General features: G+C 72.2%; 15 protein-coding genes. 6 read left to right on the top strand and 9 right to left on the bottom strand.

Annotated features, from left to right (window positions below):
• Positions 1–37 precede the first annotated feature (37 nt).
• The 4 genes from ACLQ27_RS18425 (at position 38) to ACLQ27_RS18410 (ending at position 3,508) form a co-directional block, all read left to right on the top strand.
• Positions 38–670 carry an MBL fold metallo-hydrolase gene (locus ACLQ27_RS18425; RefSeq protein WP_425867781.1) on the top strand — a complete coding sequence of 211 codons (633 nt, stop codon included), beginning with the start codon at positions 38–40 and terminating at the stop codon, positions 668–670.
• Between the two features lie 4 nt (positions 671–674).
• The gene (locus tag ACLQ27_RS18420; protein ID WP_425867779.1) at positions 675–1,655 is read left to right on the top strand and encodes a hypothetical protein; all 981 of its coding nucleotides are present in this window, start codon (positions 675–677) and stop codon (positions 1,653–1,655) included.
• Between the two features lie 98 nt (positions 1,656–1,753).
• A complete protein-coding gene (locus ACLQ27_RS18415) occupies positions 1,754–2,491 on the top strand; it encodes an SCO6745 family protein (RefSeq protein ID WP_357573326.1) in 738 nt (245 codons plus the stop codon).
• Positions 2,492–2,548: 57 nt separating this feature from the next.
• Positions 2,549–3,508, top strand: a complete 960-nt coding sequence (locus ACLQ27_RS18410) for a GNAT family N-acetyltransferase (RefSeq protein ID WP_425867776.1) — start codon at positions 2,549–2,551, stop codon at positions 3,506–3,508.
• A 72-nt stretch (positions 3,509–3,580) separates the two neighbouring features.
• Here the strand turns inward: ACLQ27_RS18410 and ACLQ27_RS18405 are convergent, their stop codons facing one another.
• Positions 3,581–4,036, bottom strand: coding sequence for a gamma-glutamylcyclotransferase (locus ACLQ27_RS18405; protein ID WP_234587356.1), 456 nt, complete (start codon positions 4,034–4,036; stop codon positions 3,581–3,583).
• A 165-nt stretch (positions 4,037–4,201) separates the two neighbouring features.
• On the opposite strand from ACLQ27_RS18405, the gene ACLQ27_RS18400 reads away from it, so the two are divergent.
• On the top strand, positions 4,202–5,605 hold the full coding sequence (locus ACLQ27_RS18400) for an NAD(P)H-quinone dehydrogenase (protein WP_425867774.1): 1,404 nt from the start codon (positions 4,202–4,204) through the stop codon (positions 5,603–5,605).
• Positions 5,606–5,644: 39 nt separating this feature from the next.
• On the opposite strand, the gene ACLQ27_RS18395 is transcribed toward ACLQ27_RS18400, so the two are convergent.
• The 4 genes from ACLQ27_RS18395 to ACLQ27_RS18380 all read right to left on the bottom strand — a co-directional run bounded on the left by ACLQ27_RS18395 (position 5,645) and on the right by ACLQ27_RS18380 (position 7,763).
• Positions 5,645–6,283, bottom strand: coding sequence for a DUF998 domain-containing protein (locus tag ACLQ27_RS18395; RefSeq protein WP_357493575.1), 639 nt, complete (start codon positions 6,281–6,283; stop codon positions 5,645–5,647).
• Between the two features lie 116 nt (positions 6,284–6,399).
• Positions 6,400–6,732, bottom strand: a complete 333-nt coding sequence (locus tag ACLQ27_RS18390) for a helix-turn-helix domain-containing protein (RefSeq protein WP_357493577.1) — start codon at positions 6,730–6,732, stop codon at positions 6,400–6,402.
• The gene (locus ACLQ27_RS18385; protein WP_425867887.1) at positions 6,729–7,097 is read right to left on the bottom strand and encodes a type II toxin-antitoxin system RelE/ParE family toxin; all 369 of its coding nucleotides are present in this window, start codon (positions 7,095–7,097) and stop codon (positions 6,729–6,731) included. Before ACLQ27_RS18385 ends, ACLQ27_RS18390 begins: the two co-directional genes overlap by 4 nt.
• A 45-nt stretch (positions 7,098–7,142) precedes the next feature.
• Positions 7,143–7,763, bottom strand: coding sequence for a DedA family protein (locus ACLQ27_RS18380; protein ID WP_357493579.1), 621 nt, complete (start codon positions 7,761–7,763; stop codon positions 7,143–7,145).
• Between the two features lie 517 nt (positions 7,764–8,280).
• Here ACLQ27_RS18380 and thrS point away from each other — a divergent pair.
• The gene (gene thrS / locus ACLQ27_RS18375) at positions 8,281–9,498 is read left to right on the top strand and encodes a threonine--tRNA ligase (RefSeq protein ID WP_357493581.1); all 1,218 of its coding nucleotides are present in this window, start codon (positions 8,281–8,283) and stop codon (positions 9,496–9,498) included.
• Positions 9,499–9,554: 56 nt separating this feature from the next.
• Here thrS and ACLQ27_RS18370 read toward each other — a convergent pair whose 3' ends face one another.
• From ACLQ27_RS18370 to ACLQ27_RS18355, 4 genes are read right to left on the bottom strand one after another with little or no spacing between them, the layout of a single operon-like run.
• Complete coding sequence (locus ACLQ27_RS18370) at positions 9,555–11,627, bottom strand: ABC transporter ATP-binding protein (protein ID WP_425867770.1); 2,073 nt, start codon at positions 11,625–11,627, stop codon at positions 9,555–9,557.
• The gene (locus ACLQ27_RS18365; RefSeq protein ID WP_357493583.1) at positions 11,624–13,357 is read right to left on the bottom strand and encodes an ABC transporter ATP-binding protein; all 1,734 of its coding nucleotides are present in this window, start codon (positions 13,355–13,357) and stop codon (positions 11,624–11,626) included. Before ACLQ27_RS18365 ends, ACLQ27_RS18370 begins: the two co-directional genes overlap by 4 nt.
• Positions 13,351–13,833: a MarR family winged helix-turn-helix transcriptional regulator gene (locus ACLQ27_RS18360; protein WP_234587371.1), complete on the bottom strand. Its 483-nt coding sequence runs from the start codon at positions 13,831–13,833 to the stop codon at positions 13,351–13,353. The genes ACLQ27_RS18365 and ACLQ27_RS18360 overlap by 7 nt, the downstream gene beginning before the upstream one ends.
• 24 nt (positions 13,834–13,857) lie before the next feature.
• A complete protein-coding gene (locus ACLQ27_RS18355) occupies positions 13,858–14,304 on the bottom strand; it encodes a DoxX family protein (RefSeq protein ID WP_357493585.1) in 447 nt (148 codons plus the stop codon).
• Positions 14,305–14,324 lie beyond the last annotated feature (20 nt).

Genomic DNA, 14,324 nt, shown 5'->3' with positions numbered 1-14,324 from the left:
GCTCAGGACATCACGATTCGATAGTGGAGGAGTCACGATGCGGCTCACCAAGTACGCCCACTCCTGCCTCCGGGTGGAACACGACGGGGGAGTGCTCGTCGTCGACCCCGGGATGTTCAGCGACCCCGCGACGGCGTTGGACGGTGCGGACGCGGTGCTGATCACCCACCAACACCCCGACCACCTCGACCTCGCCGCGGTACGCCTGCAACTGGACCGGCAGCCGTTTCCGATCCACGGGCCCGCCTCGCTCGCCGAGGCCCTGGGGGATGCGGCCGAGACGTTGCGTCCGGTCAGCCCCGGTGAGTCGTTCACCGCCGCCGGGGTCGCCATCCGCGCGTACGGCGGGCAGCACGCCGTGATCCACCCCGACCTCCCGGTGATCGACAACCTCGGCTACCTGATCAACGACGTGGTCTACCACCCCGGCGACTCCCTCGTCGTACCGGACGAGACACCCGTCGACACGCTGTTCGCGCCGATCCACGCCCCCTGGTCGAAGTTCTCCGAGGTGCTCGACTTCATCCGGGCGGTCGCCCCGCGCCGCGCGTACGCCCTGCACGACGCCCTGCTCAACGACAACGGGCTGGGCGTGCTGAACCGCCAGTACGCGGCGATGTCCGGCACCGAGTACCAGCGCCTGGAGCCCGGTAGCCGGGTGGACGTCTGACGCGATGCCGGGCCCCTCCGCGGAGCTGGTGCAGCAGCTCTACCGCACTCCACCGGACCGTTTCGTGGCCGCCCGGGACGCCGCGGTGGCCGAGGCCCGCCGAGCCGGCGACCCGGCCACCGCCCGGGAGCTGGCCCGGCTGCGTCGTCCCACCGTCGCCGCCTGGCTGGTGAACCTGCTCGCCATCCGACGTCCCGAGCTGGTCGCCGACCTGGTCCAGCTCGCCGATGCCCTGCGGGCCGCCCAGCGGGAGCTGCGCGGGCCCCGACTGCGGGAGCTGTCCGCCCAACGCCGGGCGGTGGTCGGCGCCCTGGTCGCCGAGGTCCGCAAGCTCGCCGCCGCCGAGCCGGAGGCGCCGCCGGCCGGCCGACTGCCACTGGCCGAGGTGGAGGCGACCCTGAACGCGGCGCTCTCCGACGCCGAGGTCGCCGAGCAGGTCCGGACCGGGCGCCTGCTCCGCTCGGCCACCTACGCCGGCTTCGGTGAGGTGCCCCGACCGCAGCTGCGGCTGGTCACCGGCGACGAGGAACAGGAGCCGGAGGCCAGGCGCCCGGTCCGCCGGCCGGGCGTTCAGCGCGAGGGCCGCGACGCCGCCCCCGACCGGGCCGGGGAGCGGGCCGCGCAGGCCGAGCGCGCGGCCCAGCGGGCGGCTCGGGCCGAGCGGGCCCGACGCCGCCGGGCACTGGACCGCGAGCTGGACCGCGCCCGGGCCGACCAGCAGCGGGCCGAGGACGAGTTGACCGAGGCGACCGGGCAGGAACGCGACGGCGTCGCCGTACTCGACGGGATCGAGACCGAGCTGGCCGAGCTGGAGCGACGGCGGGCGGTCGCCGAGCAGGACCTCAGCCGCGCCAAGCTGGCCCGGCGGGCGGCCGAGCGGGCGCTGACGGTGGCCCGGCGGCGCTCGGGCGAGGTCGAGGCCGCCGTCGAGGCACTGGCGGCCGAAGAGGGGGATGCGGACGCGGGCGGTGGCGCGGCAGACTGACCATCGATGGACGACGACGAGCGGGTGGGCCGTCCGGGGCCAGCCGTCCCCGACCGGAGCGCCGTCGCCGTGCCGCGACCCCCACGGGCGGCGCCTCGATGACGCCGGAGCAGATCGCCGCCGCCAGCAAACCCGTCATCCTCGACCTCGGCGACGGGTTCAGCAGGTGCCCGAGCACGCTGCGCCGGGCCCGGCAGCTCGGCATCTCCGGCTGGGCCTTCTACATCTCCGGCCGGGCCGGCGCACTCGGTGACGTACGGGCGGAGACGGCCGCGGCGGCGATCGGCTTCGTCGCACCCGACGCGGTCGCCGACGGCTGGGACGCCGCCGCCCGGGTCCTGCGGCCGGCCGAGGTGGCCGCCGCGAGCCTCGTCGAGTGCTGCCGATGGGGGACGCAGCAGCTGGCGGTGCAGCCGGGGGCCGAGCGCCTGGCCGGCCTCGTCGAGCGGGCGGTGGCCGCCGCGGACGCCAGCGGCATGCCGCTCTTCGCCGCATGGCGGGCCATGCCGCTGCCGGATCTCTCCCCGGGCGCCCGGAGCGCCGCCGGGCTGCGACTGCTGCGGGAACACTTCACCGGCGCCTATCTGCTGGCGGTGCGCGCGGCCGGGATGACCCCGCTGGAGGCGGTGCTGGCCGGGCCGGAGGGTGAGGCCGGCGCCGTGGCGTGCGGTTGGCCGCCTCCGTACCCGCCGGTGGGGCCCTTGGTGCGTCGGCGGCTCTGGGCGGAGGCGGTGACCAACCGGCTGGCCGCGCCAGCGTTCGCGGCGCTCGGCCCCGCCGACGGCGCCGAGCTGGTGGAGCTGCTGCACCGCACCCGCGCCGGCCTCGCCGGCTGAGCGGCCGCGGCGAAAATAGGCGGCGTCGTCGGCCAGCTGCTGCCAGGATCTTCTGCCGTGACCCTTCCCGCTGGCTGGACCACACGCCGCCCCACCCTCGACGACGTGCCGGCGATCCTCGCGGTGGTGCACGCGGCCGACACCTTCGCCATCGGCCATCCCGACTTCGACGCCGAGGACGTCGAGCAGTCGCTGACGGCCCCCTACTTCGACCCGGCCCGGGACTCCTGGCTGGCGCTCGACCCGGACGGCGCCGTGGTCGCCTGGGCGACGGTGGACAACCCGACCGGGGTCGGACGGGAGTTCGTGGAGATCTACGTCGATCCGGAGCGGGCCGCCACCCTCCGCGCGCCACTGCTGGCCCGGCAGCTCGACCGGGTCGCCGAGCGGGCCGCCGAGCGGCGACTGCCGGCGCTCACCGTCCGGTGCGCGGCGTTCGCCCCGGAACGCGACTGGGCCCGGGACCTGCGCGCCGCCGGGTTCACCGTGGCCAAGCGGTACGTCCGGATGCGCCGGCCGTTGGCCGACCTGCCGACCGAGCCGTCACCGCCGCCCGGGGTCACGGTGCGGCCGGTCCGCCCGGACGACGAGGCCGAGCTGCGGGAGTTCCACCGGATCCACGACGTCGCGTTCGGCGACACCCCGGATCACGAGCCGCTGTCGTATGAGCGGTGGCGGGCCCGGATCGGTGACGTGACCGCCTGGGACGAGTGGTTCGTCGCCGAGGTCGACGGGGTGCTCGCCGGTGCCCTGCAGTCCTCCGACCAGGCGCTCGACCAGCAGCAGGGCTGGGTGAAGGGTCTGTCGGTGCTGCCCGCGTACCGCCGGCGGGGTGTCGGTGCGGCGCTGCTTCGCCGCGCGTTCGCCAGCTACGCGGCGAAGGGGCGGGAGTCGGCGGGTCTGGGCGTGGACCTCACCAACCCGACCACCCCGCTGTCGCTGTACGAGTCGGTGGGCCTGCGGGAGACCCTGTGGACCGACATGTACGAGCGGGTCGTCCCCGCCGCCGGTGTGTGATTGACGACCCCGGCCGGGGCCGGCGGGCAGTCGGGTCGGCGGCGGTTGCAGACTGGGGGCGTGGGATACGCGCTACGGGGACGCGGTGCCGGTGGGACGGGACCGCAGCTCGGTGACGTAGTCGTCCGGCGCACCCGCCTTCTCGGCGGCGTTCGCGATCTCGGACAGGTACCAGGAGGTCGGCAGGCCACCCTCGTACCCGTCGAACACGTAGATCCACGCGGTCACGTCGCCGTCGAGGGTCGAGACCCGGACGGTCAGCCGCCGGTACGTGCCGGCGGTCACGCCCTCGATCTCGTCGAGCTGGGCTGCGTCGTACGGGTGGATGTCGTAGATCGCCACGAACACCCGGTCGCCGGGGGACTCGACGACGGTGCTCACCGCGCCCTCCCAGCCGATGACGTCCTCCCCGGCGAAGGTCAGCCGCCACCCCTCCAGCCAGCCGGTGCCCACCATGGGCGAGTGCGGGCAGTAGGCCCGCATCCGGGCCGGGTCGAGGTTTGAGCCGTAGGCGGCGTGATGACGCACGGCGATGACGATAGCCCGGCGGGCCGGTGGGGGAGAATACGACTGTGCGTGTCGGACGCGTTCGGGAGAAGAAAGTCACTGTGAGCATCAACGAAGGGCGAACGTGGTGAGCGCGAGGAGTGCAGCGCAGCGGAGCCCCGCAGTCGCGAGCGAAAGGATGGCGCTGTGAGCCGGATCGTGATCATCGGCGGTGGGCCGGCCGGGTACGAGGCGGCGCTGGTCGCCGCCCAACTGGACGCCGATGTCACCGTGGTCGAGGCCGACGGCGCGGGCGGGGCCTGCGTGCTCTCCGACTGCGTACCGTCGAAGACGTTCATCGCCAGTTCCCAGGTGGTCACCGGTTACCGGGACACCGAGGAGTTCGGGGTGCACTCGGACGGCCTCGAGGCGGTCACCGTCGACGCGGAGGCCGTCCACGAGCGGGTCAAGCGCCTGGCGCTGGCGCAGTCGTCCGACATCCACGCCAAGCTGCTCAAGGCCGGGGTCACCTTCGTGGCCGGCACCGCCCGACTCGGCGAGGACGCCCTCGGGCACACCCACCGGGTCATCGTCACCCCCGCCGACGGCAGCGAGGAGTACTCGATCGCCGCGTCCACCGTGCTGGTGGCCACCGGCTCGACACCCCGCCAGTTGCCCACCGCCGTGCCGGACGGCGAGCGCATCCTGACCTGGCGCCAGGTGTACGACCTGCCGGAGCTGCCCGAGCACCTGATCGTGGTCGGCTCCGGCGTGACCGGCGCCGAGTTCGCCAGCGCGTACCTGGCGATGGGGGTCGAGGTCACCCTGGTCTCCAGCCGGGACCGGGTGATGCCGCACGAGGACGCCGACGCGGCGTCGGCGATCGAGCGGGTGTTCCGCAACCGCGGCATGAACATCCTCAACAACTCCCGCGCCGACGCGGTCCGGCGTACCGCCGACGGGGTCGAGGTGGAGCTGTCCGACGGCCGCAAGGTCGCCGGCTCGCACGCGCTGATCGCTGTCGGCTCGATCCCCAACACCGCGGACCTGGGCCTGGCCGAGTACGGCGTGGAGCTGGGCCGGGGCGGCTACGTCACTGTCGACCGGGTCTCCCGGACGAACGTGCCGGGCATCTACGCCGCCGGCGACTGCACTGGTGTGCTGCTGCTGGCGAGCGTGGCCGCCATGCAGGGCCGGATCGCGATGTGGCACGCCCTCGGCGAGGCCGTCCGACCGCTGCGGTTGCGGACCGTCGCGGCGAACGTCTTCACCGACCCGGAGCTGGCCACCGTGGGCGTCTCGCAGGACGAGGTGGACGCGGGCAAGGTGCCGGCCCGGCAGGTGATGCTGCCGCTGTCCGGCAACGCCCGGGCCAAGATGGACGACCTGTCGGACGGCTTCGTGAAACTGTTCTGTCGGCCGGCGAGCGGCCAGGTGGTGGGCGGCGTGGTGGTCGCCCCGAAGGCCAGCGAGCTGATCCTGCCGATCACCATGGCCGTGGAGAACAACCTGACGGTCAACGAGCTGGCGCAGACGATCACCATCTACCCGAGCCTGTCCGGCTCGATCACCGAGGCGGCCCGCCAGCTCATGCTCCACGAGCTGGAGTGATCGCCCCTCCTCGTCGATCATGAAGTTGTGGTGCGCGGTTTACACCACGATGCCCCTTTGGTGAGGCACCACAACTCCATGATGGACGGTCGCGCGGGTCTGGGTCAGCGCGACGATTGCCAGCACTGCCACCTCGCTGAGGATGAGCAGGCGTTCGGCCAGGCCGATCAGCACGCGGTCACCGGGGTAGGCGGACCAGATCATCGCCGCCGCCAGGGCCAGGCTCAGCAGGACGAGGGTGTGTAGCGCCCGGGCGGCCGACGCCAGCTCGGGCCGACGGGCGAGCAGCCAACCGGCCGTGGGCAATGCCAGAAAGGCGACCACCGACGCGTACCGGTGCACGTAGGCCGCGGTGGTCATGGCGGTGCCCGGCTCGTTCGTCGGCACCACGGCGGCCAGCAGCAGCCCGGCCACCCACGCCCCGAGCAGCACCTCCGCCGCTCGGCCGGGCGGCGGGCCGGTGCGGCGCAGCCCGTACATCACCGCCACTGTGGCGAGCGCCAACACCACCATTGCCACGTCGATGACGCCGCCCCGGTCGGAGACGGCGAAGTCGCTGATGGTCAGCGCCCACGGGTTGAGGTCGTCGTTGACTTCCAGGTGGCCGATCACGGTGAGCAGCGCCGCCACGGCGATCCCGCCGAGGGCGACCACACCGGTGTTCCGGGTTCCAGGCATGCCTCAGCCTGTCGCCGCGACCACCCCAGCCGGATCCGGGACGGTCACTGACCTCGCCCCCAAACTGCACCCCTAGAGGCTCTCCGCATCTCGCGCTGCCACTGGCGGGATCGCACCTAGGCGACGTTCAGTTGGATGTTCCCGATCCGGGCGACGACGTCGAGGTGGCCGCCCAGGCCAGTGACGTAGGCACGAAGGGTGTCCAGGCTGGTGTGCTCGCCATTCTCGATCTGGCTGATCCTGGCCTGGGTCAACCCTGCGGCCTCGGCCAGTTGAGCCTGGGTCATCCCCAGGTGCTTGCGGATCTCCGCCAGTTGCGCGCCGCTCACCAAGGCCAACATATGTTCACGCTGCTGAGCCCGGCGGGCGACCCGGTCCGGATGTTCCCAGGACGGATCACGTTCTCGAGCCCTGGCCCGCACGTCCCGCCAGTCCACTCCGTCGGTCATCTCTGTGTGTCCTTCAGCCTCGAGAGGTGCTCCTGGAATCGGTCGTCCGCCAATGGGACCGCCGCCTTGTACCAACTCTGCCACTGGCCTGACTTGTCGCCAGCGACCAGGAAGACTGCTTCTCGAATCGGATCAAAAGCGAAGATCATGCGGATCTCGGTGGAACCGGCCGAGCCTGGCCTCAACTCCTTCATGTGGTGGAAGATGCTGCCTTTGAGGCGGTCGACCACGGGACGCCCAAGAGCCGGGCCGTGTTCGGCGAGGAGATCGATGGCCTCGCTGACGAGGTCGGCGCTGGCAGGTTCCGTCTCGCAGAGGTGGAGAAACCACTTCTCGACCTCGGGATGAAGTTTGACCTCCCACAGCGCGTCAATATAAGCCCAGCTTATACTCGGCCGGTCTCGCGACGCTCAGTCGATCGGGACTTCGGCGGCGGCGGCGGTGCGGGCGTGGCGGGCGCTGACCACTGTCATCGCCCATCCGGCCGCGGCGAAGCCGGCCGCCGCGGCGGTGGCGATGATGGCCAGCCGCCAGGCCGACTCGGTCAGCGCGGTGCCGCCCAGGTGCCCGACCAGCGCCCCGTAGGTGGCCCAGCCCAGCGCGGCGATCGTCTCGTAGAGCGCGAACAGCCGGTACGGATATCGGCTGCGGCCGGCCGAGAAGCAGGCCGCCATGCGCCCGCCGGGCACGAACCGGCAGAGCAGGATGACAAGTGGGCCGGGTTGGCGTAATCCCTGCGTGACCCGGCTCGCCATCCGGCGGGCGCGGCTGGGTTCGGCGTGCCGGGGCGCCCGCCGGTCCGGTGCGCCACGGCCGAGCAGGTAGCAGGCGAGGTCGCCGGCGAACACGCCGAGCGCGCCGACGGCGATGGTGACCGGCAGGCTGAGGCCGCCGTACACGGTCAGCGCGCCACTGGTGATCATGACGATCTGGGTGGGGATCACCGGTACGAAGGCGTCCGCGATCAGCAGGCCGAGCAGCACCAGGTACGCCCACGTCGGCGACGCGACGTCAGTCAGTAGTTCGGGCACGCCTGCCACCTCGCCGGATGCGGCCGATTGAGTGTCTTGAGCCTGACGACGTGTCCGGCGTCACCGTGGACAGCCCCGGCCCGTCGTGACCGTCGACACCACAGGGCCACCCCGTTCCAACGAGGCGAACCACCCTCGGGTGACGGCTCGGCGGCCGTCCCACAGCGGCCCGAGGCGGTCGGCGGATCGGCGTCCCTCGGCGTACCGTGGGCGGCGCGGCCCAGCACGTCGGGTCCCCCGTTCCTGACGATTCGGGTCGCCCAGGGCCGCCGGCGGGTCCCGCGCCGGCGGCCCGCCTCCTCTCCCACCGTCGCAAATCCGGGTGCGTCCCCGACCGCCCGAGGGATACCGTCGCCGCATGCGCAGCGCGGTAGTGATGACGACGACGCCGGGTGTTCCCGGCGTGCCGCTCTGACGTAACCACGTCGACCAGGCCCCGGGGCGATCCGCCCCCGAGGGCCGCGCGGCGTTCGGTGTCCAGGTCGCCTCCGGGTCGTCCCCGATCCAGGAGCCCGACATGATCGACCACCGCAAGCTCGGCCGTGAGCTGGAGCTGTTCGTCTCCGATCCGCTGGCCGGCGCCGGCCTGCCCATCTGGCTGCCGGCCGGCGCCGCCGCCCGGCACGCCGTCGAGGAGTACGTCCGGGACCTGGAGCGCCGCTCCGGCCACCAGCACGTCTACTCGCCGCCGCTGGGCAAGCGCGAACTCTTCGAACTCTCCGGCCATCTCGGCTACTTCGCCGACGACATGTTCCCGCCGATGCGGCTCAGCGCCGACGACGAGTTCGTGCTCCGCCCGGCGCTCTGCCCGCACCACGCGCTGGTGTTCCGCGCCCGGGGCCGCTCCTACCGGGAGCTGCCGCTGCGGATCGCGGAGCTGGGCGGGATGTACCGCTCGGAGCGCTCCGGCGTGCTCGGCGGGCTGTCCCGGGTCCGTGCCATCTCGCTCAACGACGCGCACACCTTCTGCGCCCCGGACCAGGTCGGCGCGGAGGTCGCCGAGATCCTCCGGCTGATGCGCGCCGCGCACGGCGCGCTCGGCGTCCGTCCGGCGGGGTTCCGGCTGTCGCTGCGCGGGCCCGGCGGGAAGTACGTCGGCGACGACGCCCAGTGGGCCCGCGCCGAGGACCTGCTCCGCGGCGCGCTGGCCGGGGTGGAGTACGTCGAGGCCCCCGGGGAGGCCGCCTTCTACGGCCCGAAGATCGACGTTCAGATCGTCGACGCGGCAGGCCGCGAGTCGACCATCTCCACCATCCAGGTGGACTTCGACAAACCCGAGAAGTTCGATCTGTCGTACACCGGTTCCGACGGCAGTCGGCGGCGGCCGGTCATGCTGCACCGCAGCCTGGTCGGCAGCATGGAGCGGCTGTTCGCGTACCTCATCGAGGTGCACGAGGGCGCGTTCCCGGCCTGGTACGCGCCCGTCCAGTTGGTGTTGCTGCCGGTGGACGAGGGGCAGGCCGACGCGGCTGCGGAACTGGCCCGGGCGGCAGTCGACGGCGGCCTGCGGGTCGAGGTCGACACCGCCGGCTCGCTGGGCGCCCGGGTCCGGGACGCGGCCCGCCGCCGCGTCCCGTACCTCGGGGTGCTGGGCGCCCGGGAGGCGGCCGACGGCGCACTCGCCCTGCGTTTGCGCGACGGCCGCGCCCTGGCCCCGATGCCCGCCGCCGCCGCGCTCGCCCTGATCGGCCGGCAGGTCGCCGCGCGCGCCGCCGACCTGCTCCCGGCGGACTGATCCGCCCACCGGGCTGAGGTGGACCGTCGATCGTGTGGCGCGCACGGCGGTCCGCCTCAGACCGACGCCGGCTGGGCCCCGGCGGGCGCGGCTGGTTCCTCGTCGACCACGGCCCCGGTGAACTGCGAGCGGTAGAGCCGGTGGTACGCGCCGTGGGCGGCGAGCAACTGCTCGTGGGTGCCCTGCTCGACGATCCGGCCGTTCTCCATCATCAGGATCAGGTCGGCGTCGCGGATGGTGGAGAGCCGGTGCGCGATGACGAAGCTGGTCCGGTCCGAACGCAGCGCCGCCATCGCCCGTTGGAGCAGCACCTCGGTACGGGTGTCCACCGAGCTGGTCGCCTCGTCCAGGATCAGCAGGGACGGTTCGGCGAGGAACGCCCGGGCGATGGTGATGAGCTGCTTCTCGCCGGCGCTGACGTTGCTGCCCTCCTCGTCGATGACCGTGTCGTAGCCGTCCGGGAGGCTGCGCACGAACCGGTCCACGAAGGTGGCGCGGGCTGCGGCGACGATCTCCTCCTCGGTCGCGTCCGGCCGGCCGTACGCGATGTTGTCGCGGATGGTGCCGCCGAAGAGCCAGGTGTCCTGGAGCACCATGCCGATCCGTCCGCGCAGGTCGTCGCGGCGCATCGTGGTGATGTCCACCCCGTCGAGGGTGATCCGGCCGGCGTCCAGCTCGTAGAACCGCATCACCAGGTTGACCAGGGTGGTCTTGCCGGCACCTGTCGGGCCGACGATGGCCACTGTGTGCCCGGGCTCGGCGACCAGCGACAGGTCGTCGATCAGTGGCTTGTCCGGTTCGTAGCGGAACGAGACGTGCTCGAACTCGACCCGACCGTGCGGGTCGGTGACCCGGGCCGGCGCGACCGGGTCGGGGGTCTGCTCGTCGGCGTCGAGCACCGCGAAGACCCGCTCGGCCGACGCCACCCCGGACTGGAGCAGGTTCGCCATCGAGGCGAGCTGGGTCAGCGGTTGGGTGAACTGGCGGGAGTACTGGATGAACGCCTGCACGTCGCCGAGGCTCATCGTCCCCGAGGCCACCCGCAGTCCGCCGACCACGGCGATGGCCACGTAGCTCAGGTTCCCGATGAACATCATCGACGGCATGATGATCCCGGAGATGAACTGGGCGCCGAAGCTGGCCCGGAACAGCTCCTCGTTCTTCGCGTGGAACTCGGCCTCCACCTCACGCTGCCGGCCGAAGACCTTCACCAGCTCGTGACCGGTGTACGCCTCTTCGATCTGGCCGTTCAGCTCGCCGGTGTGCTTCCACTGGGCGATGAACTGCTGCTGCGAGCGCTTGGCGATGCGCTGGGTGACCAGCACCGACAGCGGGACGGCCACCAGAGCCACCAGGGCCAGCAGCGGGGAGATCCAGAACATCACGGCCAGCACGCCGATGACGGTCAGCAGCGAGGTGAGCAGCTGGCTCAAGGTCTGCTGGAGGCTCGTCGAGATGTTGTCGATGTCGTTGGTCACCCGGCTGAGCAGCTCACCACGAGGCTGGCGGTCGAAGTAGGGCAGCGGCAGCCGGTTGAGCTTCTCCTCCACCTCGGCGCGCAGCCGCAGGACGGTGCGCTGGACCACCCCGTTGAGCAGCCAGCCCTGCCACCACGACAGCACGCTCGCCGCCAGGTAGAGGCCGAGCACCAGCAGCAGCACCCGGCCCAGGGCGTCGAAGTCGATGCCCACCCCGGGCACCACGTCCATCCGGGCCAGCATGTCGGCGAAGCTGTCGTTACCGCTGGCCCGCGCCGCCGCGACGGCCTGTTCGGTGGTCGTGCCCGACTCCAGCCGCCGACCGATCACCCCACTGAAGATCAGGTCGGTGGCGTGGCCGAGGATCTTCGGCCCGGCCACGCTGAACCCGACGCTCACCACGGCGAGGGTGATGATCGCGGTCAGGTGCAGCCGGTGCGGGCGCAGCCGACCGAGCAGCCGTCGGGCCGACGGCCCGAAGTTCATCGACTTCTCGGCGGGCATCCCCGCGCTCATCCAGGGCGGCCCGCCGCCCGGCCGTCCGGCCGGCAGCCGCTTCGGCGTCGCCGCGCCGCCGCCGGGTTGCTGCGTGTCACCGCCCGGCTTCTGACTGGGTACGGTCGCGGTCCGCGACTCGTCGGCCTCGCTCATGCCGCCACCTCCGCCGTCTGCTGGGAAGCCACGATCTCGGCGTACGTCGGGCAGGTCTCCAACAACTCCGCGTGTCGTCCCACTCCGACGACCCCTCCGTTCTCGAGCACGATGATCTGGTCGGCGTCGACGATCGTGGACACCCGCTGGGCCACGATCACCACCGCCGACTGTGCGGTGACCGGGCGCAGTGCCGCCCGCAGCCGCGCGTCGGTGCCGAGGTCGAGCGCCGAGAACGAGTCGTCGAAGAGGTAGATCTCCGGCTGCCGGACCAGGGCACGGGCGATGGCGAGGCGTTGCCGCTGCCCACCCGAGACGGTGCTGCCGCCCTGGGCGATCGGCGCGTCCAGGCCGCCCGGCATCTGGGCCACGAAGTCGCGGGCCTGCGCGATCTCCAGCGCCGCCCACAGTTCCTCGTCGGTGGCGTCCGGGTTGCCGTAGCGCAGGTTGCTGGCGACCGTGCCGGTGAACAGGTACGGCCGCTGCGGCACCAGGCCGATGCGTCGCCACAGCTCGTCCGGTTCCAGCTCGCGGACGTCCACCCCGTCGACAAGTACCGCGCCGCCGGTGACGTCGACCAGGCGGGGTACGAGCGACAGCAGTGTCGTCTTGCCCGCGCCGGTGCTGCCGATGATCGCGGTGGTGGTGCCCGCGGTGGCCTTGAAGGAGATGTCGCGCAGCACCGGCTCGACCGCGCCCGGGTACTGGAAGCGCACCCCGCGCAGCTCCAGCTCGGCCCGGCTGGGCAGCTCGGTGACCGGCTCGGCGGCGGGGACCACCGAGGAGTCGGTGTCCAGCACCTCGACGATCCGCTCGGCGCAGACCGCGGCCCGGGGCACCATCATCAGCATGAAGGTGGCCATCATCACGGCCATCAGGATCTGCATCAGGTACTGCAGGAACGCGGTGAGCGCGCCGATCTCGATCGCGCCCGAGTCGACCCGCTGCGCGCCGAACCAGAGCACCGCCACGCTGGACACGTTCAGCACCAGCATGACCACCGGGAAGATCAACGCCAACAGCCGTCCGGTACGCAGGGCGGTGGCGGTCAGGTCGGCGTTGGCGACACCGAAGCGGTCCGTCTCGTACGGCTCGCGGACGAAGGCGCGGACCACCCGGATGCCGGTGATCTGCTCGCGCAGCACCCGGTTGACCGTGTCGATCCGGGTCTGCATGAGCCGGAAGCCCGGCACCATCCGCCGGATGATGGCACTCAGCGCGACGGCCAGCACCGGCACGCTGACCAGCATCAGCCAGGAGAGCCCGATGTCCTCGCGCAGCGCCATGAAGACGCCGCCGACGCTCATGATCGGCGCGGCGACCAGCATGGTGCAGCTCATCAGCACGAGCATCTGCACCTGTTGCACGTCGTTGGTGTTGCGGGTGATCAGCGACGGTGCGCCGAACCGGGCCACCTCACGGGCGGAGAAGAGGTTGACGTGCGCGAACAGCCGGGCGCGGACGTCCCGCCCGAAGCCCATCGCGGTCCGGGCGCCGAGGTAGACGGCGGCGATCGAGCAGACGATCTGGACCAGGCTGACCAGCAGCATCCAGCCGCCGGTGTGCACGATGTAGTCGGTGTCGCCCCGGGCCACGCCCTTGTCGATGATGTCGGCGTTGAGGCTGGGCAGGTAGAGCGAGGCCATGGTGCCCACGAACTGGAGCAGCACCACCGCCAGCAGCGGTCTGGAGTACGAGCGCAGTTGACCGCGCAGCAGTCTGATCAGCACGACGGTTCCTTCGCGTCGGTGGGTCGTCCGGTCATCCGCGGGTCGTCCCCGCTGCCGATGACCTCGAGCAGGAACTCCCTGATCACCTGGGCTTTCGCCGGGTCGGCGTCGACCGAGGTGAGCGGGCTTCCGGAGTGCATGAGGGCGCCGAGCGCGGCCACCCGCTCCCGCCCGGCGGGGGTGATGGCGAGTCGGATGCTGCGCCGGTCGCTGTCGTCGCGCTGCCGCTCGACCAGACCGTCGCGTTCGAGTGTGTCGACGATGCCGGTCAGGGTCGCCGGGCGGACGAACCCCTTCTCGGCGACCTGGCGGTGGGGCAGCTCGCCGTGTCGGGCGAGCGTCATCAGGGTGATCATGCCGGCCTGGGTGAGGCCGTGCTCCTCGGCGAGATAGCGGTTCCACCGTTGCCCGACGAGGTGCCCGGCCACCACCAGCAGCCGCCCGAGCGGCACATCCTGGAGGGTGACGAGTTCCACGGGGGTACATTAGCTCCCTGATAGTCAGGGGCCAAACGAAATAGCCGCAGCCGTGGCGACGAACACGAGTTGCAGCACGGTGCGTTGCCCGAGCGGGGTGACCGGGCGCCCGGCGAGGGTCATTTTCCGGCGTGCGGCCGAGACGTTGGCCGGGAACATCGCGAGCATGAGCAGGCCGAGCCCGGCCGCGGCCAGCCGGGCCGTCGCCGGGATCAGCAGCCCGGCGGCGCCGACCAGCTCCAGTACGCCGGTGACGGTGACCAGCAGGTCCGGCCGGGGCAGGCCGGGCGGGACCATCGCGATCAGGCCGGCCCGGCGCTGGCCGACGAAGTGGGCGAGGCCGGTCACGAGGAACAGCAGCGCCAGCCCGACCCGCAGCGCGGGATGCCAGCCGTCGAGTGCGTCGACGCCGGCCAGGCCGGCCAGTCGGGCCAGGGCGGTGCCGACCACAAGGGCGATCAGGGGTGCCATCGAAATCCTCCTCGGCATCA

Origin of the sequence: Micromonospora sp. DT63 (assembly GCF_049841615.1) — a bacterium.
In the GTDB taxonomy this organism is placed as follows: Bacteria; Actinomycetota; Actinomycetes; order Mycobacteriales; family Micromonosporaceae; genus Micromonospora.
Note: the sequence above shows the minus strand (reverse complement) of the source record. Positions and strands in the feature narration are given on the sequence as shown.

What these genes read in the sequence shown, in the direction of transcription:
- ACLQ27_RS18425 (WP_425867781.1), top strand. Translation starts at nt 38, where the DNA reads ATGCGGCTCACCAAGTACGCCCACTCCTGCCTCCGGGTGGAACACGAC.
- ACLQ27_RS18420 (WP_425867779.1), top strand. Translation starts at nt 675, where the DNA reads ATGCCGGGCCCCTCCGCGGAGCTGGTGCAGCAGCTCTACCGCACTCCA.
- ACLQ27_RS18415 (WP_357573326.1), top strand. Translation starts at nt 1,754, where the DNA reads ATGACGCCGGAGCAGATCGCCGCCGCCAGCAAACCCGTCATCCTCGAC.
- ACLQ27_RS18395 (WP_357493575.1), bottom strand. Translation starts at nt 6,283, where the DNA reads ATGCCTGGAACCCGGAACACCGGTGTGGTCGCCCTCGGCGGGATCGCC.
- ACLQ27_RS18390 (WP_357493577.1), bottom strand. Translation starts at nt 6,732, where the DNA reads ATGACCGACGGAGTGGACTGGCGGGACGTGCGGGCCAGGGCTCGAGAA.
- thrS (WP_357493581.1), top strand. Translation starts at nt 8,281, where the DNA reads ATGATCGACCACCGCAAGCTCGGCCGTGAGCTGGAGCTGTTCGTCTCC.
- ACLQ27_RS18370 (WP_425867770.1), bottom strand. Translation starts at nt 11,627, where the DNA reads ATGAGCGAGGCCGACGAGTCGCGGACCGCGACCGTACCCAGTCAGAAG.
- ACLQ27_RS18355 (WP_357493585.1), bottom strand. Translation starts at nt 14,304, where the DNA reads ATGGCACCCCTGATCGCCCTTGTGGTCGGCACCGCCCTGGCCCGACTG.